Origin of the sequence: Paenibacillus alvei DSM 29, from assembly GCF_000293805.1 — a bacterium.
GTDB classification, from domain to species: domain Bacteria; phylum Bacillota; class Bacilli; order Paenibacillales; family Paenibacillaceae; genus Paenibacillus_B; species Paenibacillus_B alvei.
Genome location: NZ_AMBZ01000004.1, coordinates 211,368 through 230,068 on the forward strand (window position 1 = coordinate 211,368; position 18,701 = coordinate 230,068).

Genomic DNA, 18,701 nt, shown 5'->3' on the forward strand with positions numbered 1-18,701 from the left:
GGGCGTACAACGATGAGCACACAAACAAAACATAAATATAACGGCAAGCGATATCGCTTGGACAAGCCGGAACTGCTCGCTCCCGCCGGCAATTTGGAGAAGTTGAAGTTCGCCATCCATTATGGTGCGGATGCCGTATACATTGGTGGTCAGAAGTACGGTTTGCGCTCTAATGCAGACAATTTCAGCTTTGAAGAAATGCGTGAAGGTGTGGAGTTTGCTAAAAATATGGCGCAAAGGTGTTCGTTGCGACGAATATTTATGCGCATAATGAAGATGTCGAAGGGTTAGAGGAATATCTTCGCAATTTGGAGGATGCAGGCATTAGCGCGATTATTGCCGCAGATCCATTCATTATTGAAACGGCGCAGCGTGTGGCACCGAAGCTGGAGGTTCACGTAAGCACCCAGCAGTCGATCGCCAACTGGCAAACGATTCAATTTTGGAAAAATGAAGGCATGCCTCGCGTCGTCTTGGCTCGGGAAACGAGCATGGATGAAATCCAGGAGATGAAAAATCATGTCGATATCGAAATTGAGGCCTTTATTCACGGAGCGATGTGTTCTTCCTATTCCGGACGCTGCGTGTTGTCCAACCACTTTACAAACCGCGATTCCAATCGTGGCGGCTGTTGCCAATCATGCCGCTGGAAATACGATCTATTCGAGGATGACCGTGCAGATGCAATGGATATGATCAGCGAACAGGAAGCATCGGGTTCTTCTGTTCTGGAGCAGTTCCGTCTGGGAGTGAATCAGAAGGCGTTGTTCGATGAGAATGACAATGCGTTCGCTATGAGCGCGAAGGATCTGTGCATGATCGAGCATTTGCCGGATCTTATCGATGTAGGGGTAGACAGCTTCAAAATTGAGGGTCGTATGAAGTCGATTCATTATGTGGCCACGGTAGTAAACGTATATCGGAAAGCCATTGATGCTTATATGGCCGATCCAGACAACTATGAGCTGAAGCAGGAATGGTTGGATGAGATTTATAAGGCGGCTAACCGTCCTGTTAATACTGGCTTCTTCTACGAAGAGCCGGATCATGAGGATCATATTTACGAGCCGGAAGACAAGCCGGCACCTTATGATTTTGCTGGTTTGGTTATGGATTACGATGCCGATACTGGCATTGCGACGATCCAACAGCGCAATCACTTCAAGGTGGGAGCTGAGGTTGAGTTCTTTGGCCCGAACAACACGTTCTTCAAGCAAACGGTGGATAAGCTGTGGGATACAGAAGGCAATGAGCTGGATGCAGCTCGCCATCCGCTGCAGCTCGTACGCATGAAGGTTGATCAGCCGGTAACGTATTTCGATATGATGCGCAAGAAGAACGCAAAAGCGTAAAACATAGATCAGCAATTAAATAAGAGCAGTAATAATCAGCAGTCGTTTTAAGCCCTTGCCAGAAGATGGCGAGGGCTTTTTTGTTCTGCAATAACGTTGGATCACCGTTAATAAGAAGTAGACTGTTGGATAGTACCCGTAGTCGTGGTTATGAGAATGGGGAAGTGGGAAGTAATGATACTAAAAAGATGTTTCAAATCTCGATTGTTGTGAAGGTGGTGGGTGAAAGTGTTGTCACGCCAACGTTCTAAGCGGCAGCGGCTCATGAACAATCGGCTTGCTTTGTTAGCATGTGTCATTACGGTAATTATCGGTATTTATATTGTAAGGCTGGGCTGGCTTCAACTGCTGTTCGTTCACAGTAAGGTAGACGATAGCACTTATACGGTAATGCAGCGTACGGTTATTCAGCGTGCCCGTGCTGTGGTGCTGGATGATGGACGCGGAACGATTGTTGATCGGGAAGGGCGACCGTATACCGGTCAACTCGTTACGGCTCTGGTTCTCTTTCCTGTGAATAAAAATACGATAAGCACAGACGCGGTTCGCAGCTTGGCGCTATGGCTGCATTTGCCGGAACAAGAGGTCAGCAGACGATGGGAGAAGCTTGCGGAGCCTTTGATTTGGCCGAATGAGAAGGATAATAAGCTGCCCTTCGAGCTTACCGCGGATCAAGCGGCTCAGATACAATCGTCCGACTGGGAGGGAGTTAGCGCGCTTCCGTATACGATTCGGTATCCGCTGCGTCAGCATACCCCGCAATGGGTAGGAGCAATCGCAGATTTGGCGGGCTCTGCTAACACAATCACTTCTAAAAGGAATAGAAACAATGCGGTTTCCAGCGTTGTTGGCATATCGGGATTGGAGCGATCCTTTGGGCCGCTGCTGAAGGGCTTGGGAGCAACGACGGCCGTGCATTATACAGATGCTGGGCGACATCCGCTAAATGGCCTTCATGTTCGCATAAGACGGCCTGATAATCCGTATTATCCTTTGCGGCTAACTACAACAACCGATCAGATGATCGAAGCTGCCATTGAACAAGTGCTTGATCGGTTCAAGGTTGCAAAAGGCTCCGTCGTCGTACTTGATGCTGCAACAAGAGATGTAATAGCGATGGTATCCCGCCCATCCGCAGATCCCTATCATATTGAACCTGAACAGGGATCATGGAACAACCGAGCGACTAAGGCTCTTCCTCCAGGCTCTGTATATAAGCTATTCATTGCAGCTGCTGCTATGGAAGCGGGATTGACGGAACTGAATGAACGCTTCCAGTGCGACGGCCACTACGGAAAGTATGGGTTGGCATGTTGGCTGCCGGAAGGACATGGCATGCTTACGCTGAGGGAAGCGTTGGCAGAATCGTGCAATGAAGTATTTGCTGAACTGGGAGAGCGTTTGTCTGGAGAGCAATTAGCTAGCTATGCGCAGAGGATGGGAGTGAGCGGGCTTGTTGGCATGATATCTGATGATGGCATGGGGCATCGCAATTTGCATCACTTCGAGGGTGAAGAAGAAAGTCGTGTTTTTCCAGACGGTGTGCAGCCACTGGATGTGTCGGGAGGGGTACGGGCACAATCAGGAATTGGTCAGCGGGATGTTCGAATAACACCGCTGGCAGCAGCCAATTTTGTTGTGACACTGCTGCAGGATGGAAATTACGGCTCCCCGCGATTAATTCAGGAGGTACAGTATGCAACGGGAATGCCGCTCGCTCGATTCGCTGTACAAGCGAAGAAGGAGCGGATTATGAAGTTAGAGACAGCCCGCAGTGTCCAAAAAATGATGGTAGATGTGGTGCAGTACGGCACAGGACAGTCGCTCAGGCAGGTTTCATGGAATGTTGCAGGGAAAAGCGGAACGGCTCAGGCTGAAGCATATGGAACGGCTAACGTACATACCTGGTTTGTCGGATATGGGCCGGTAGAGAAGCCGCAATATGCGGTAAGTGTAGTAAGTGAAAATGATCCAGCAAGTGCTTCTCATAAAGCTACAGAGGTATTTGGTGCAGTTATGGAGGTATTGGCACAGCACGCACAGAAATAGCCGTTCCATCTTTACGGATGTGAGGACGGAACGGCTAGTAAGTCAAGAAGGGGTATTATCCTTATTGTCCCCGCTATCTTCTCTGGTGCTGTCAAACGGATGTCCAGAATCAAATTCTTCTTTAGGCATACGGATCCAACGTTTTAAATAACCTTGATCATAGAGGGCTTTAATTAAAATTAACAGGACGGTGGACATAACGATACCGATTACCCCAAACAATGACATCGATACGATCATGAAGGATAGCATGGTAAATGCGGACACTCCAAGTGATGTTCCTGTAATTTTAGGGTCGAGAATTTGCCGAACAAGAAGTGTGACGCCCATGACAACAGCAAGTCCAATTGCAAGTGACGTATTGCCGATGATAAGTAGGTAGGCAATCCAAGGGATGAAGATAAATGGAATTCCAAGCAAGGGAAGCAAATCAAAGAGAGCCGATAACAAGGCGACAAGGAAGGAATTGCTCACACCAAGCAAAAGAAGACCGATAAAAACAATGATAAAGGTTACGGAAATCAACTTCAGCTGGGCCTTCAAATAGGCAGATAATCCCTTTAAAACATTTTCTTTTAAAAATAGGTACGCTTTGAGAAAAGTACGCGGTGTTTTGTTGCGGGCAACTCTGCGCCACGTATCAATTTCAATGCTGAGGAAATAGCCAAGGATAATAGCAATGGCAAAGTTCAGCGTAAATGTTGAAAAGGATGTAATTTGCTTAATAAGCAGGCCGAGCAGTCCAGCGATAAATTCAGAAATATGCTTCGCAGCATTGCCCGCATAATCATTGATGCGGTTAGATACATCAGGCGGCAATGACTCATAGCGATTTTGCAAGTAGTTGGCGATGTTAACCAGTTCATTCTGAACAGCCTTAATATAGGAGGGCAGTTGACCTTGCAATTCAATGGCTTGATGGACGACAATAAATCCAAGACCGAACATAGCTCCTAATATGACCAGCACGAACAATAATACAGAGATGGCCGAGGCGATTGCTTTCTTCATGCCTCGTCGGTTGAGAAAAGCGGCCAACGGCTCGATGAACATGAATACCACAAAAGCCAAGAAGATAGGGGCGGCGATTGAATACAAATAGCTGAACGTATACATGATTAAATAAGCGGTTACGATCAGCAATGCGATATCAAATGCCGTACGCCAATACTTACGGTAAAATGCAATCATAGAACAGACTCCTTTTCACCAAATACAGTATGCTTTCCATTGTACACGAAACGATTTCCCGTGCCTATTCTTTGTTCATTATGTTACAATAATAACAGTTCATACGTAGAGTAATACATACGTACATGCAATTCGTAAAGTATAAGAATGTCGCATTTATTTTGTAAAAAGAAACGGGGAACTAGGATGGTGGAATTCATTTTATTATGGGGGTTTTACATCCTGACGTTTTATGCGTTTCTCCCTGGCTTAATCAGCCGCCTGTTTGGATTTCGTGTCTTTCAGAAGGGACGTGCAGAACGGGAGCTGGCGTTGACGTTTGACGATGGCCCAGATCCAATCTATACGCCGCAACTGTTAGACCTGTTGAAGAAATATAATGCCAAGGCAACATTTTTTGTTGTTGGCATACATGCAGAGCAGCATCCGGAATTGCTGAAGCGAATGCACGATGAGGGGCATCTTATCGGCATTCACAACTATGTTCATAAGTCCAACTGGCTGATGCGTCCAAAAACGGTGAAACGACAAATTCGCAAAACGTCAGACATTATTCAATCAGTAACGGGCAAGCGTACGAATTATTATCGGCCCCCATGGGGAATCGTTAATTTGTTCGACTATGGCAACCTCGGTTACCTGCAAATTATTTTATGGTCTGTATTGTTCGGGGATTGGCGGAAGAAGCTTGGCGCCGAACGCTTATATCAACGCATGATGAAACGATGTCGGGGTGGAGAAGTGCTGCTGCTGCATGATTGCGGCTTGACGCTGGGAGCGGATCGTGAAGCACCAGCAAATATGCTTGTGGCGTTGGAACGGTTCATGGAGGAAGCAGAGAAGCGAGAACTGCGCTGTGTCCGTATCGATGAGCTTATCCGCTTGACTGATCAAGCCCGAATCGAGAACCCAAGCTGGCTTAGACGAACGGTTGTGCGTCTTTGGTTTCTCTACGAGAAAGGGTTTCACTCCGTTTTTGCTCTCAAGACAACGAACAGTGAACAACCGGTGTTCCACTTCCGTGTCCGCCCGTACCATGGCAAAGCCATCATGTTGGATGACGGGGTAGAACTGAAGCACAATGACCTTGTGTTGGAACTGCATTTTGACAATAAGTTATTGTATGATATCGGTCATCGGTCGCGGACTTCAATGCAAATTGCAATCCAGATGATACGCTCAGTCGAGCGCACATTACCTGAGCTTGCAGATTATTTGTTAAGCGATGATAATTTGCGGGCGAATGTGAAGGCGTTGTACGGAGTAAGTATGATGCATCGCGGCCCTGAGCAATTTGGGTTTACGGTGCGGGATTTACCAAGAGGCTTGTTCTCTTGGGTGACCCGAAGATATTTACGGCTCCTTATGAGCATTATTCATCCTCAAGGACAGAATCGCTTGAAGCAGCAAGCGGAGCAGATGATTCCGAAGTTGATTATTATGTCTACAGAAACATTGCTGTCGCGATATGGGAAAAACAGAAATTATGCATTTGATGCGAATGCTTCTGAGCGAATCGTACTCGTTGATCAGAAAGTAGAAAACGCGGCACATCCACTATAATCAACCGATAATACCATATAATTACATTTGTTTAATAGCTTTAGAAAATGGTACTGACCATTTTTTAAAGCTATTTTTTTGTGTAAAGTCGTTTTGAGTATTTATGCAACTTTTATGCAAAAGAATAAAAACAGAGGAATGAACTTTCTGAGAGGACTATGTGAACAGTTATCCACTGAGAGGAAACAAAATAGTGAATTAGGAACAGATTTCCGTTTTTAGATATGAAAAAAATGATTTTTTAAGCCGAATTGCCTATCATTGATAAAAAAAGTTATCGAACGAAAATTAAAATCTTTTAAGGTAAAGCTGACATAAGCATTTACAAATACGAAGTTATCAAGTAGTATTATGAAAAAATATTCGTTTCCTACGGAGGAATTGGTCATTCTTTCATATTTTATTGACCAATGTTCTATAAAAGAGGATATAGCCGAACATTCTATTAAATCTAGGTAATATGTATACAACTTTTATACTATTTATAAATGCCATCTGAGAAATAAGGGGAGAATGTTGTGAAGAAAAGTCTTAGCACTATGATTTGCTTATTGTTGTCATTGACACTTATCCTGTCTGCTTGCGGAGGCGGAAGTTCCTCTGAGGGTGCGGACAAGTCTACTGGGCAAAATACAGAACAACCGGCTGAAGAATTGGTAACCGATGGCTTGATTAAAGCTTCGGATACATCCATGTCTCCAGAGCTTGCGAAGAACCGTAAGGACACCATGATTATCGGCATCTCAGCGCCAAGCGGAATTTTCAATCCGCTGTATGGTGAAACATCATATGATAACTTTATTAATACTTCCATATTCACCAGTATGATCGAAGTGAACAAAGACGGTACTTATAAGGAAGGCATAGCAGAGAAATGGGAAATTTCCCCGGACAATCTTGTATACACGTTCACATTGCGTGACGGCCTGAAGTTCAGTGATAATACTCCGTTGACTGCGGATGACGTAGCATTCAGCTTGACTGTATTGCACGACAAGTCTTATGACGGTCCTACCGACATTATCAAGGACGCTCATATTAAGGGCGGCAAAGAGTATAAAGAAGGAAAAGCGACATCCATCGAAGGCATTAAAGTGTTGGATCCGCGCACGATTCAAGTGACGACGACCGAAGTTAACGCTTTGGCATTTTCCGCTATCGGTTCCGTAGGCGTGCTTCCTAAAGCAATCTATGGCAAGGATTACAAACAAGGTAACCTTGGTTATATGAGAGATCTGTTCACACATCCAGTCGGCAATGGGCCGTACAAGCTTGAAAAGTTCACTCCAGGTCAAGAAGCGGTATTGGTAGCGAACGAGCTTTTCTACCAAGGCAAGCCGAAAATCAATAAATTGATTTATAAGTTCACGACATCGGAAACGAATGTCCAATTGCTGCAAGCTGGCGAAACAGATATGGATTTCATCGATGTTAACAAAGATACAATCGAGCAATTGAAAGAATTCGGGTTTGTTGATATTAACTTGTTCCCTACTAACGGATACGGTTTTATCGCATTCAACCATAAGCATGATCAATTTAAAGACAAGCGCGTTCGCCAAGCATTGACATACGGTTTGAACCGTAAGGAAATCGTCGATGCGGTATATCAAGGCTATGCAGACGTACTGAACGTTCCGCAATCCAAAGTATCTTGGGCGTACACGGATGATGTGAATAAGTACGATTTCGATTTGGAAAAAGCAAAACAACTGCTGGATGAAGCAGGCTGGAAAGTCGGCGCAGACGGCATCCGTGAAAAAGACGGTAAGAAATTCAAGATTACGTTTACAGCTACAACGCCTAACCCTGTAAACGATGCAATCATTCCGCTTGCTCAAGCGAGCTACAAAGAGCTTGGCATCGAATTCGTTGCAGAGCAAATGGACTTCAATGCAGCTATAGACAAGCGTAAAAAAGGCGATTTCGACATGATGTTCTTGGCTTGGTCCTTAACTCCAGACCCACAATCCGGGGAAAATGTGTTCAAGACTGGCGGTTCCCAGAACGATGTTGGATACTCCAATCCGAAGGTTGATGAGCTGTTCACAAAAGCTGGAGCAATGGTAGACACAGAAAAGCGTAAAGAAGTCTTTAAAGAGTTGTATAAAGAGTTGAACGAAGATCTTCCATATATCTTCTTGTATCAACGTCGTGACATGTGGGCTAACAATGCTCGTTTGCAAGGCTTCGATATGTCGCCTTACCGTAACTTCACGTACAGCTTGCCACAATTGCAAATTCAATAGCCGCAAGGCATATGAATAGTGCCTGCAAAATGCTCAGCCTTCGGGCTGGGCATTTAGGCTTATATAAAGCTAGGAGGAATAATTATGAAGCAATACGCCATCCGGCGGCTGTTACAATTGGTTCCTACGATAATAGGGGTATCCGTTATCCTGTTCGCCGTATTTGCATTGGCACCGGGTAACTTTATCGATTCGAACCCGACGATTTCCAAAGAACGCGCTGCTGAACTTAAAGCGATTCACGGTTTGGACAAGCCGCTAACAGAACGTTACTTCACTTGGGCTAGCAATACACTCAAGGGAGACCTGGGGATGTCGATACAGCATAAGCAACCGGTTACAACTGTACTCAATCGCTATATGTGGAATTCCTTTATGATTGCTGCAATCGTATTAGTTCTATCATGGGCAATTGCAATTTTAGTCGGTGTATTTTCTGCTATCAGGCAATATTCCTTTTTTGATGGAGTAGTTACGTTTCTCGTTTTTGCTTTAATGTCATTGCCATCATTCTTTGTTGGCTTATATGCAATAAAAGCGTTAGCTGTCGACTTCAAAATATTCCCTGTAGGCGGAATGTACACCTCCGGAAGCAATGCAACCGGATTGGCGCAATTCTGGGATTTGATTCATCACTTAATGCTGCCAGTTATCGTATTGACTGCACTGAGTGTAGGCTCACTTACTCGTTATTTCCGTACGAGCATGCTGGAAGTTATTCGTCAGGATTACATCCGAACTGCACGTGCGAAAGGCTTGAAAGAAAGAACGGTTATTTTCAAACACGCGCTTCGCAACGCAATGCTGCCTGCAATTACGTTGTTGGGCATCGAGCTTCCGGGATTGTTCGGTGGCGCAATGATTACAGAGAAAATCTTCAACTGGCCGGGTATCGGCCGTATTAACTTGGAAGCAATCACGTCGCGTGACTACTTCCTGTTGATGGGCTTCACAATGTTCTTGGCATTGCTCACTGTGCTCGGTAACTTCTTAGCTGACGTGCTGTACCGCGTGGCCGATCCACGTGTACGCATGAAATAGAAAGGGGAAAAAGCTCGTGTCTCAAACTGCTACTAACTCTGCAGCTGCAACAGCTGCTTCGAAGACGAAGCCTGCTTCCCCGTGGAGGTTGGCATTTAAGCAACTTAGCAAAAACAAATTCGCAATGGGCGGACTTGTCGTTGTACTATTGATGTTCGTCATTTGCTTTATTGGTCCGCTGTTCTCGCCATATACATTGGATACGATGGGCCCGATGAAAAATAAAGGCCCTTCCGCTACACACTGGCTTGGTACGGACAACCTGGGTCGCGACATCCTGCTGCGGGTAATGCTCGCAGGACGCGTATCCTTGATCGTCGGTCTCGTTGCTATGATTATCTCTGTCACAATCGGTAGTACGCTTGGCGCACTTGCAGGTTACTATCGCGGATGGGTTGATTCCATCATCATGCGTCTAGCGGATATTATGATGTCGATTCCGAGCTTGCCGCTTCTCATTATTCTTGGCGCGGTACTTTCGGATATGAAGGTTCCACCGGACAAGCGGATTTTTGTCGTTATGTTCTTGCTCGGATTCATGAGCTGGCCGAGCTTGTCCCGTCTCGTGCGCGGACAGATCTTGATGCTTCGTGAGCAAGAGTTCATGCAAGCGGCAGAAGTGCTCGGTCTGCGTGACCGCCGCAAAATCTTCCGCCACTTGCTGCCGAACACAATTCCGATCATTATTGTCGTAGCTACATTGACAGTTGCGGGTGCTATTTTGCAAGAGTCGGTATTGAGTTACTTGGGTCTAGGGGTAGTACCGCCGACACCATCATGGGGGAACATGATTACAGCGGCGAACAACTTGATTGATTTCCAGAAGCGTCCATGGTTGTGGATTCCGCCGGGCGTATGTATTTTCTTGACAGTAATTTCGATTAACATCATTGGTGACGGCTTGCGAGACGTCCTCGATCCGAAAATGAAGAGGTAGGGATACGTTATGTCAAATAACTTGATCGAATTTCGCAATTTGCGGACGAATTTCTATACTAGCAGTGGCGTCGTAAGAGCGGTCAATGATGTCAGCTTCTCGATTAAAGAAGGAGAAACGCTGTGTGTTGTTGGTGAATCCGGATGCGGAAAAAGCGTAACAGCGATGTCTCTTATGCGTCTTGTCTCTCCTCCAGGTAAAGTGGAGGGCGGTCAGATCTTATATAATGGCAAAGACTTGCTTGGCTTGAAGGAACGTGAAATGCGTCAGATCCGCGGTAATGAAATCGCGATGATCTTCCAGGAGCCGATGACGTCCCTGAACCCGGTATTTACGATCGGGGAACAGCTGACAGAACCTATCCTGTTGCATAAAGGCGTTACGAAGAAGGAAGCTAAAAAGCGCGCGATCGAGCTGATCGAACTGGTCGGCATTCCACGCGCGGCACAAATCTTCGATGCATATCCGCATGAGCTTAGCGGCGGTATGCGTCAACGGATCATGATCGCGATTGCGCTTAGCTGTGATCCGAAGCTTCTCATTGCGGATGAGCCGACAACCGCGCTCGACGTAACGATTCAAGCACAGATCTTGGACTTGATGCGCAACATTAAGAAGGAATTCAACACTGCGATCATGATGATTACGCATGACCTTGGTGTCGTAGCGGAAATGGCAGACCATGTTGTCGTTATGTATGCAGGTAAAGTGATTGAAGAAGCTCCTGTGCTGGAGCTCTTCAAAAATCCAAAGCACCCGTATACGCAAGGTCTCTTGAAGGCGAAACCAGTCATCAATGAGCGTATGGAGCGTTTATATACGATTCCAGGACAGGTTCCGAACCCTGTAGAGCTTGGAGAGAATTGTTACTTCAATGATCGTTGCGAGCATTGTATGTCCATTTGTACGGATAAGCAGCCTCAGCTTAAAGTATATGACAACAAACATAAGGCAGCATGCTGGCTGTATGAAAAGGGAGGGGACGTACAATGAGTCAACAACCGTTGTTGCAAGTAGACAATTTGAAAAAATACTTCCCCATCCAAGGCGGCATTTTTTCAAAAACGGTAGGCCATGTTCGTGCGGTTGACGGCGTGTCCTTTAACTTGAATAAAGGAGAAGCGCTTGGTCTTGTAGGAGAATCCGGTTGCGGGAAATCAACTACGGGACGTACCATCCTTCGTTTGCTCGATAAGACCGAAGGACAAGTATTGTTCAACGGTGTAGAAATTCATGATCTGTCAAAAAAGGATCTGCGCAATATGCGTCCTAAGATGCAGCTTGTGTTCCAAGATCCATACAGCTCTTTGAACCCGCGCATTAAGATTGGCGATGCAATCGGCGAAGCCTTGATTGACCACGGCATTTCTTCGAAGAGCGAAGTGCGTGATCGGGTTAAAGAGATTTTGACGATTTGCGGTTTGGCTCCGTATCATATCGATCGCTATCCGCACGAATTCTCTGGTGGACAACGCCAGCGTATCGGGATTGCGCGCGCTTTGGTGCTGAACCCTGAATTTATTGTAGCTGACGAGCCGGTATCGGCGCTCGACGTATCGATTCAAGCACAGATTATCAACTTGCTGAGTGATTTGCAGGAGCAGAAGAACCTGACGTACTTGTTCATCTCTCACGACTTGTCAGTCGTAGAGCACTTGTGCAACCGGATCGGGGTTATGTACTTGGGGTCGCTCGTTGAGATGGCTCCTCGTGATGAGCTGTTCCGCAATCCGCTTCATCCATATACGAAGGCGCTGTTGTCTGCAGTTCCTGTACCGGATCCAACACGCAAGCCTGAGCGGATCGTGTTGCAAGGGGATATTCCAAGCCCGGCAAACCCTCCATCTGGCTGTAAGTTCCATACACGCTGTCCGTTCGCGACAGATATTTGCAAGCAGGCGGTGCCGGAGTACCGTGATATGGGCGGCGGACATCACGTTGCCTGCCACTTGGTCTAATTTGAATCTTATGCGTAATTTACAGGCTGTCTCATTAAGATGAGGCAGCCTGTTTTGCGTGCGCTGATTAAGAAGGACTGAATGGTTTAGAAGAAGCTCCTTCTATTATCAATATGACATAGGATGACATAATTAGGGTCTATAATGAGGGAAAGCTTAATGAAAGGAGTGGCCGTTTATGGAACGAAGAATTATTTTAGATTTAGCAGTTACGGCAGATGGTTATATTGAAGGGAAAAATGGGGAAGTTGATTGGTGCATTATGGACTCTGAGATGGGTTTTTCTCATTTCCTAAATCAAATTGATACAATTTTGTATGGAAGAAAAAGCTATGATTTATGGGGACAATTCACCCCAGGAAGTGAAAATACGGAAACAGAAAAAGAAATGTGGAAATTAGTCCATAGTAAAAAAAATATGTGTTTTCACAAACTCAGCAAGGAGCTGATAATAAAGTAATATTCATAAATGATAATATTCATGAAGAAGTAAATAAATTAAAGAATAAACCTGGTAAGGACATCTGGCTGTATGGTGGAGCAAGTCTTATTACAACTTTTATCAATTTAGGGCTTGTGGATGAATTTAGATTATCTGTCCACCCTGTTATTTTAGGAGAAGGAAAACCGTTGTTTATTGATATAAAACAGAGGTTAAATTTGAATATGGTTCATACAAGAACATTTACCTCCGGCGTTGTGCAGTTAATCTACAGGATGCAGCGATAGTCTAAGATTCTATTTTTCAAGTTATGGTCTTACGCTGGTTGGTTTTTGTTATTTTCACTAAATAGCCCACTCCATTCAGTAGCAGATGAACTGTAGAAACTGTTACGGTTACATAAGGATGGAGTGCTATCGAAAGAGGAATTGATGCACCAAAAGCGAAGTTGTTAGTATAACACCAAAGGGAACCTCGGAAACCTAAGGTTTTTCCCTTTACTGTTTAGACTAAGTTTGAAGGTACGCGGCTAGCCCCAATTAAAAAACCTCTTAAAAGGCCATAGGGCTTCTAAGTACACCCGGCAAGATATCACCGTTTCCTTGAAGGAGGACTACTGTTTTGGATGCGCAATTTCTAGATTTATTGGCCCAGAAATATGATACGGAAGAAAAAGTCGTAACAGAAATCATCAATCTTAAAGCGATCTCCAATCTCCCCAAGGGAACTGAGCATTTTGTCAGTGATTTGCATGGGGAGTTCCAGGCTTTTCAGCATGTACTGAGAAACGGTTCTGGTACTGTAAAAGAGAAAATAAAAGATTTGTTCCGTGAGGTTTGGACGGATAAAGAAATTAATGATTTTGCGGCCTTAGTGTATTATCCGGAAGAAAAAATACAGCTGGTTAAAGGAGACTTGTGCAATGAACAAGCCTTGAACAGGTGGTATAGACAAACAATTGAACAAATGCTTAAGCTCATTTCTTATGCCTCTTCTAAATATACGCGCTCGAAATTGCGCAAAGCTCTGCCGGAGCAGTTTGTATATATTGTAGAAGAGCTTCTATACAAGACGGATTTGACCAACAATAAGGATCCTTATTATGAGGAAATATACCGCCAAATTATCTCCTTGGGCCAGGCGGAAAAGCTCATTATCGGCCTTGCTTATACAACCCAGCGCCTGGTGGTTGACCATCTTCATGTAGTCGGAGATATCTATGACCGCGGGCCGGACCCCGATAAAATTATGGACACGCTGATCAACCACCATTCTGTAGACATCCAGTGGGGGAACCATGATGTCCTGTGGATAGGCGCCTATGCGGGTTCCTTGGTCTGCCTTGCAAATATTATCCGGATCTGCGCCAGATACGACAATCTGGACATCATTGAAGACGTATACGGAATCAATCTTCGCCCACTGCTGAACTTGGCAGAGAAATACTATGATGACAATCCGGCCTTCAGACCTAAGCTGCAGGCCGACCATAACGTATCGGAGCAGGAAATCTTGCAGATTACCAAAATTCATCAAGCCATTGCCATGATCCAGTTTAAGCTTGAAGTCCCGATTATTAAGAGACGCCCTTACTTTCATATGTCTGAAAGGCTTTTGCTTGAGCAGATTGATTACGACAAAAATGAAATCAAGATCGGCGGAAAAACTTACCCGCTGGAAAACACCTGTTTCGCAACTGTAAATCCACAGCAGCCTGAACAATTGCTGGAGGAAGAACAGCAGGTGATGGAAAAGCTGCTGTTCTCCGTTCAGCATTCTGAAAAGCTAGCCAGACATATGAATTTTCTCATGAAAAAGGGCAGCCTTTATTTAAAATACAACGGGAATTTGTTAATCCACGGCTGTATTCCTTTGGATGAAGAAGGAAATATGGAAGAAATGCAGATTGAAGACAAGACGTATTCGGGCCGCCAGCTACTCGATGTTTTTGAATATTATTTACGTTATGCCTTTGCGCATCCGGAAGAAACGGATGATCTGGCTACGGATATGGTATGGTACATCTGGACAGGGGAATGTTCCTCGCTCTTTGGAAAGAGAGAAATGACCACATTTGAACGGTACTTTATCCAAGATAAAGAAACACATAAGGAGAGAAAGAACCCTTACTACCATTTGCGTGAAAATGAGGAAATTTGCCGGAAAATCCTGCTGGAGTTTGACATGAATCCGGATTATGGACATATCATTAACGGTCACACGCCGGTTAAAGAAATTCGTGGAGAGAACCCTGTTAAAGCAAATGGGAAAATGATCGTCATTGACGGCGGTTTTTCCAAAGCCTATCAGTCCACAACGGGCATCGCCGGATATACCTTGTTGTATAATTCCTTTGGCATGCAGCTTGTCGCCCATAAGAAATTTAATTCAAAAGAAGATGTGTTATGTAACGGAACGGACGTATTGTCTGTAAAAAGACTGGTGGACAAAGTACTGGAGCGGAAGCTGGTAAGGGAAACCAATATCGGGGAGAAGCTGCTGCAGAAAATATCAAATTTGAAGAATCTCCTGGAATATCGCTACATGAAATGAATCAACTGCTAAAAGAAATAAGTTTTTTGTGACATGAGGCGAAATTGTGAAGCTGACGCGATATTCAAGATTTTGAAATATTTGTTGTGATCGTACGCACTCGAAGGTGCTTCCCCATTTAGTATGTTGGAAATAGAAAATCATTTTGACAGGGGGAAGCGCAAATGTTCTGTCATCAATGCGAGCAGACGCCGACGGGCGGCTGCAAGGTTGTAGGAGTGTGCGGCAAGGACGAGACGATTGCCAGTCTGCAAGATACGATCGTGTTTGCGTTGAAAGGCATCGCGGCGTATGCGACGCATGCGCGGCAGTTGGGATATGTCGATGAAGAGGTTGACGCGATTACGCATGAAGCGCTTTATATGACGTTGACTAACTCCAATTTCAACTTACAGGAACATCTGGACATGGCGATGAAGGTAGGGGGCGCAGCGATCCGCATTATGGATGTGTTGGATCGGGCCCATACGGAGCATTTCGGCGTTCCGGTGCCGGTTACCGTCCCGCAGAACAAGATAGAGGGCAAGTCTATCATCGTGACAGGGCATAACTTGTATGCGCTGGAGGAATTGCTGAAGCAGACGGAGGGTAAGGGCATTAACATTTATACTCATTCCGAGATGCTTCCGGCGCACGGCTACCCGGCATTGAAGAAATATCCGCATTTAAAAGGCAATATCGGCAAAGCCTGGTATGACCAGCGCCGTCTGTTTGAGCAATATCCTGGCGCCATTCTTGCAACGACGAACTGTGTCATGCCGATTAAGGGAACCTATGCCGATCGGTTCTTCTCCTATGACGTGGCCGGGCTCGAGGGCGTGACCAAGATCGTGAACGACGATTTCTCTCCGCTGATTGAGCGTGCGCTGGCGCTGCCTGCGGGGGATGTGGAGAGCGAGCAGACATTGACAACGGGATATCATCACGAGACGGTGCTAGGGCTGGCGCCGGAAATTATTCAGGCCGTTAAGGATGGCAAAATCAAGCGGTTCTTCGTCATCGCGGGCTGCGATGCGCCAGGCAAGGGCGGCGAGTATTACCGGGAGCTCGCGACATCACTGCCGAACGATACTGTTATATTGACGACCTCGTGCGGGAAGTTCCGGTTCAATGATGTCGATTACGGTACGGTGGCGGATACGGGCATTCCGCGTTATATCGATCTGGGGCAGTGCAATAATTCCGGCTCCACGGTCAAGATCGCGGCTGCGCTTGCGGACGCCTTTGGCTGCAGTGTCAACGAACTGCCGGTGTCAATCGTACTCTCATGGTTCGAGCAGAAGGCGGTTGCGATTTTGCTTGGCCTGTTCAGTCTGGGCATCCGTGATATTCGCATCGGGCCGAAGCCACCGGAATTCATCTCGGAAGGCGTGATGAATGTGCTGACCGATCTGTTCGGCCTGAAGCTTATCGGAAATGCGCAGGAAGATATGAAGGCAATGCTCCGTCTCGTCTAGATGGTGAATGGGGTAAAGTATGTACGGAGTTTCACTGATAATAGCTAATACTTTTTACGAACTCATGATGTCATTGTAAATGAACAAAAAATGGATAGAGATTCAGATGTATTCTGAACGTTCTATCCATTTCTATTTTCACTAATAAAATGTCTAACATTATATCTAATCGCTTAGATCTTCAAAATTCCGCCTTGGCTTGCATTCGTAACGAGCTTGGAGTAGCGAGCGAGATAGCCGGACTTCACCTTTGGCTCAAATCCTTTCCAGCCTGTACGACGGCGTTCAAGCTCCTCATCGGATACTTTAAGCTCGATCTTGCGGTTGTTAAGGTCAAGTTCGATAATATCACCGTCTTCAACAAAGGCGATAGGGCCGCCTTCCGCCGCTTCAGGAGAGATATGACCGATGCTGATGCCGCGGGAAGCGCCTGAGAAGCGTCCATCTGTAATCAGACCTACCTTGGCACCTAAGCCCATACCTACGATTTGTGAGGTAGGAGCGAGCATTTCGGGCATGCCTGGACCGCCCTTAGGGCCTTCATAGCGGATAACCACAACATGGCCTTCCTTTACCTTGCCGTTCGCAATGCCGGCCAATGCTTCATCCTGGGAGTCGAAGCAGATTGCTGGGCCCATGTGATGTCCACCAACAGATGGATCAACCGCGCCGACCTTGACGATAGCGCCTTCCGGAGCCAGGTTGCCGAACAGTACGGCCAGGCCGCCGCGTTCGCTGTGCGGGTTATCCAGGGTATGAATAACATCGCTATTGAGAATTGGACTGTCCGCCACATTCTCATACAATGTCTTGCCGGTTACCGTCAGGCATTCGCCGTGGAGAGCGCCTTCCTTCTTGAATAGCTCATTCAGCACGGCACTCACGCCGCCGGCATTGTGCACGTCTTCAATATGATAATCGGAAGCAGGAGCAATCTTGGCCAAGTGAGGCACACGTGCTGCTACTTCGTTAATACGTTCAATTGGGTATTCAAAGCCGGCTTCTCTTGCAATAGCAAGCGTATGAAGCACCGTATTTGTAGAACCGCCCATCGCCATATCTACGGCAAAGGCATTATCGATGGCTTCCATTGTGACGATATCACGCGGCTTAATGTCCTGCTCAATCAGACTCATCAGCTGCTTCGCAGAGCGCTTGACGAATTCGCGCCGCTCAGGAGCAACAGCAAGGATGGTTCCGTTGCCCGGAAGCGCGATGCCAAGTGCTTCCGCCAAGCAATTCATGGAGTTGGCTGTGAACATGCCGGAACATGATCCGCAAGTTGGACAACCGTACTGTTCCAATTCCTGTAGACCTTTTTCGTCAATCTTGCCGGCTTGGTATGCGCCAACACCTTCGAACACGCTGGAAAGCGATATCGAGCGGCCGTTAGAGTCCTTACCTGCTTTCATTGGCCCGCCGCTGACGAATACAGTCGGGATGTTGACGCGCAGGGCGCCCATAATCATGCCCGGTGTAATCTTGTCGCAGTTTGGTATGCACACCATACCGTCGAACCAGTGTGCGGATACGACCGTTTCCAGGGAATCCGCGATAATCTCACGGCTTGGCAGCGAGTAGCGCATGCCGATATGACCCATGGCAATCCCATCATCAACGCCGATTGTATTAAATTCAAATGGGACACCGCCGGCTTCCCGAATGGCTTCCTTCACAATTTTGCCGAATTCCTGCAAGTGTACATGACCGGGAACGATATCGATATACGAGTTGCATACTGCAATAAACGGCTTGTCGAAATCTTCTTCTTTAACACCTGCGGCACGCAGCAAGCTGCGGTGAGGCGCACGATCAAAACCCTTTTTAATCATGTCTGAGCGCATCTTTTTGGCTGTCATATGGTGAACCTCCATCTCATGTCCTTCCCGTCGCACGGGACGAGTTCTAT

General features: G+C 46.2%; 11 protein-coding genes and 2 pseudogenes. 11 read left to right on the forward strand and 2 right to left on the reverse strand.

The features are described 5' to 3' along the window. Positions 1-12: 12 nt before the first annotated feature. Positions 13-1,352 (forward strand): annotated as a pseudogene (locus PAV_RS14765) (peptidase U32 family protein). 228 nt (positions 1,353-1,580) lie between these two features. Next, positions 1,581-3,401: a peptidoglycan D,D-transpeptidase FtsI family protein gene (locus tag PAV_RS14770; RefSeq protein WP_005547517.1), complete on the forward strand. Its 1,821-nt coding sequence runs from the start codon at positions 1,581-1,583 to the stop codon at positions 3,399-3,401. Between the two features lie 42 nt (positions 3,402-3,443). Here PAV_RS14770 and ytvI read toward each other — a convergent pair whose 3' ends face one another. Then, positions 3,444-4,592 carry a sporulation integral membrane protein YtvI gene (gene ytvI / locus PAV_RS14775; protein ID WP_005547519.1) on the reverse strand — a complete coding sequence of 383 codons (1,149 nt, stop codon included), beginning with the start codon at positions 4,590-4,592 and terminating at the stop codon, positions 3,444-3,446. A gap of 189 nt (positions 4,593-4,781) precedes the next feature. On the opposite strand from ytvI, the gene PAV_RS14780 reads away from it, so the two are divergent. From PAV_RS14780 to hcp, 9 genes and pseudogenes are all read left to right on the forward strand, one after another. Continuing rightward, positions 4,782-6,155, forward strand: a complete 1,374-nt coding sequence (locus PAV_RS14780; RefSeq protein WP_040736045.1) for a polysaccharide deacetylase family protein — start codon at positions 4,782-4,784, stop codon at positions 6,153-6,155. 518 nt (positions 6,156-6,673) lie between these two features. Beyond that, entirely contained in the window at positions 6,674-8,404 is a 1,731-nt protein-coding gene (locus PAV_RS14785; RefSeq protein WP_005547523.1) for an ABC transporter substrate-binding protein, read from the forward strand. A gap of 84 nt (positions 8,405-8,488) precedes the next feature. Further along, positions 8,489-9,445 carry an ABC transporter permease gene (locus PAV_RS14790; RefSeq protein ID WP_005547525.1) on the forward strand — a complete coding sequence of 319 codons (957 nt, stop codon included), beginning with the start codon at positions 8,489-8,491 and terminating at the stop codon, positions 9,443-9,445. A 16-nt stretch (positions 9,446-9,461) separates the two neighbouring features. After that, positions 9,462-10,382, forward strand: coding sequence for an oligopeptide ABC transporter permease (gene opp4C / locus PAV_RS14795; RefSeq protein ID WP_005547527.1), 921 nt, complete (start codon positions 9,462-9,464; stop codon positions 10,380-10,382). 9 nt (positions 10,383-10,391) lie between these two features. Next, positions 10,392-11,375 (forward strand): ABC transporter ATP-binding protein, encoded by a 984-nt coding sequence (locus PAV_RS14800; protein WP_005547529.1) that lies wholly within the window; start codon positions 10,392-10,394, stop codon positions 11,373-11,375. After that, positions 11,372-12,340 carry an ABC transporter ATP-binding protein gene (locus tag PAV_RS14805; protein WP_005547531.1) on the forward strand — a complete coding sequence of 323 codons (969 nt, stop codon included), beginning with the start codon at positions 11,372-11,374 and terminating at the stop codon, positions 12,338-12,340. Before PAV_RS14800 ends, PAV_RS14805 begins: the two co-directional genes overlap by 4 nt. Before the next feature lie 178 nt (positions 12,341-12,518). Next, a pseudogene (locus PAV_RS14810) lies at positions 12,519-13,069 on the forward strand (dihydrofolate reductase family protein). A gap of 334 nt (positions 13,070-13,403) precedes the next feature. Next, a complete protein-coding gene (locus tag PAV_RS14815) occupies positions 13,404-15,335 on the forward strand; it encodes a fructose-bisphosphatase class III (RefSeq protein WP_005547537.1) in 1,932 nt (643 codons plus the stop codon). A gap of 164 nt (positions 15,336-15,499) precedes the next feature. Beyond that, on the forward strand, positions 15,500-16,792 hold the full coding sequence (gene hcp, locus PAV_RS14820) for a hydroxylamine reductase (RefSeq protein ID WP_005547539.1): 1,293 nt from the start codon (positions 15,500-15,502) through the stop codon (positions 16,790-16,792). A gap of 173 nt (positions 16,793-16,965) precedes the next feature. Here the strand turns inward: hcp and ilvD are convergent, their stop codons facing one another. After that, positions 16,966-18,651, reverse strand: a complete 1,686-nt coding sequence (ilvD, locus tag PAV_RS14825; protein WP_005547541.1) for a dihydroxy-acid dehydratase — start codon at positions 18,649-18,651, stop codon at positions 16,966-16,968. Between the last annotated feature and the right edge of the window lie 50 nt (positions 18,652-18,701).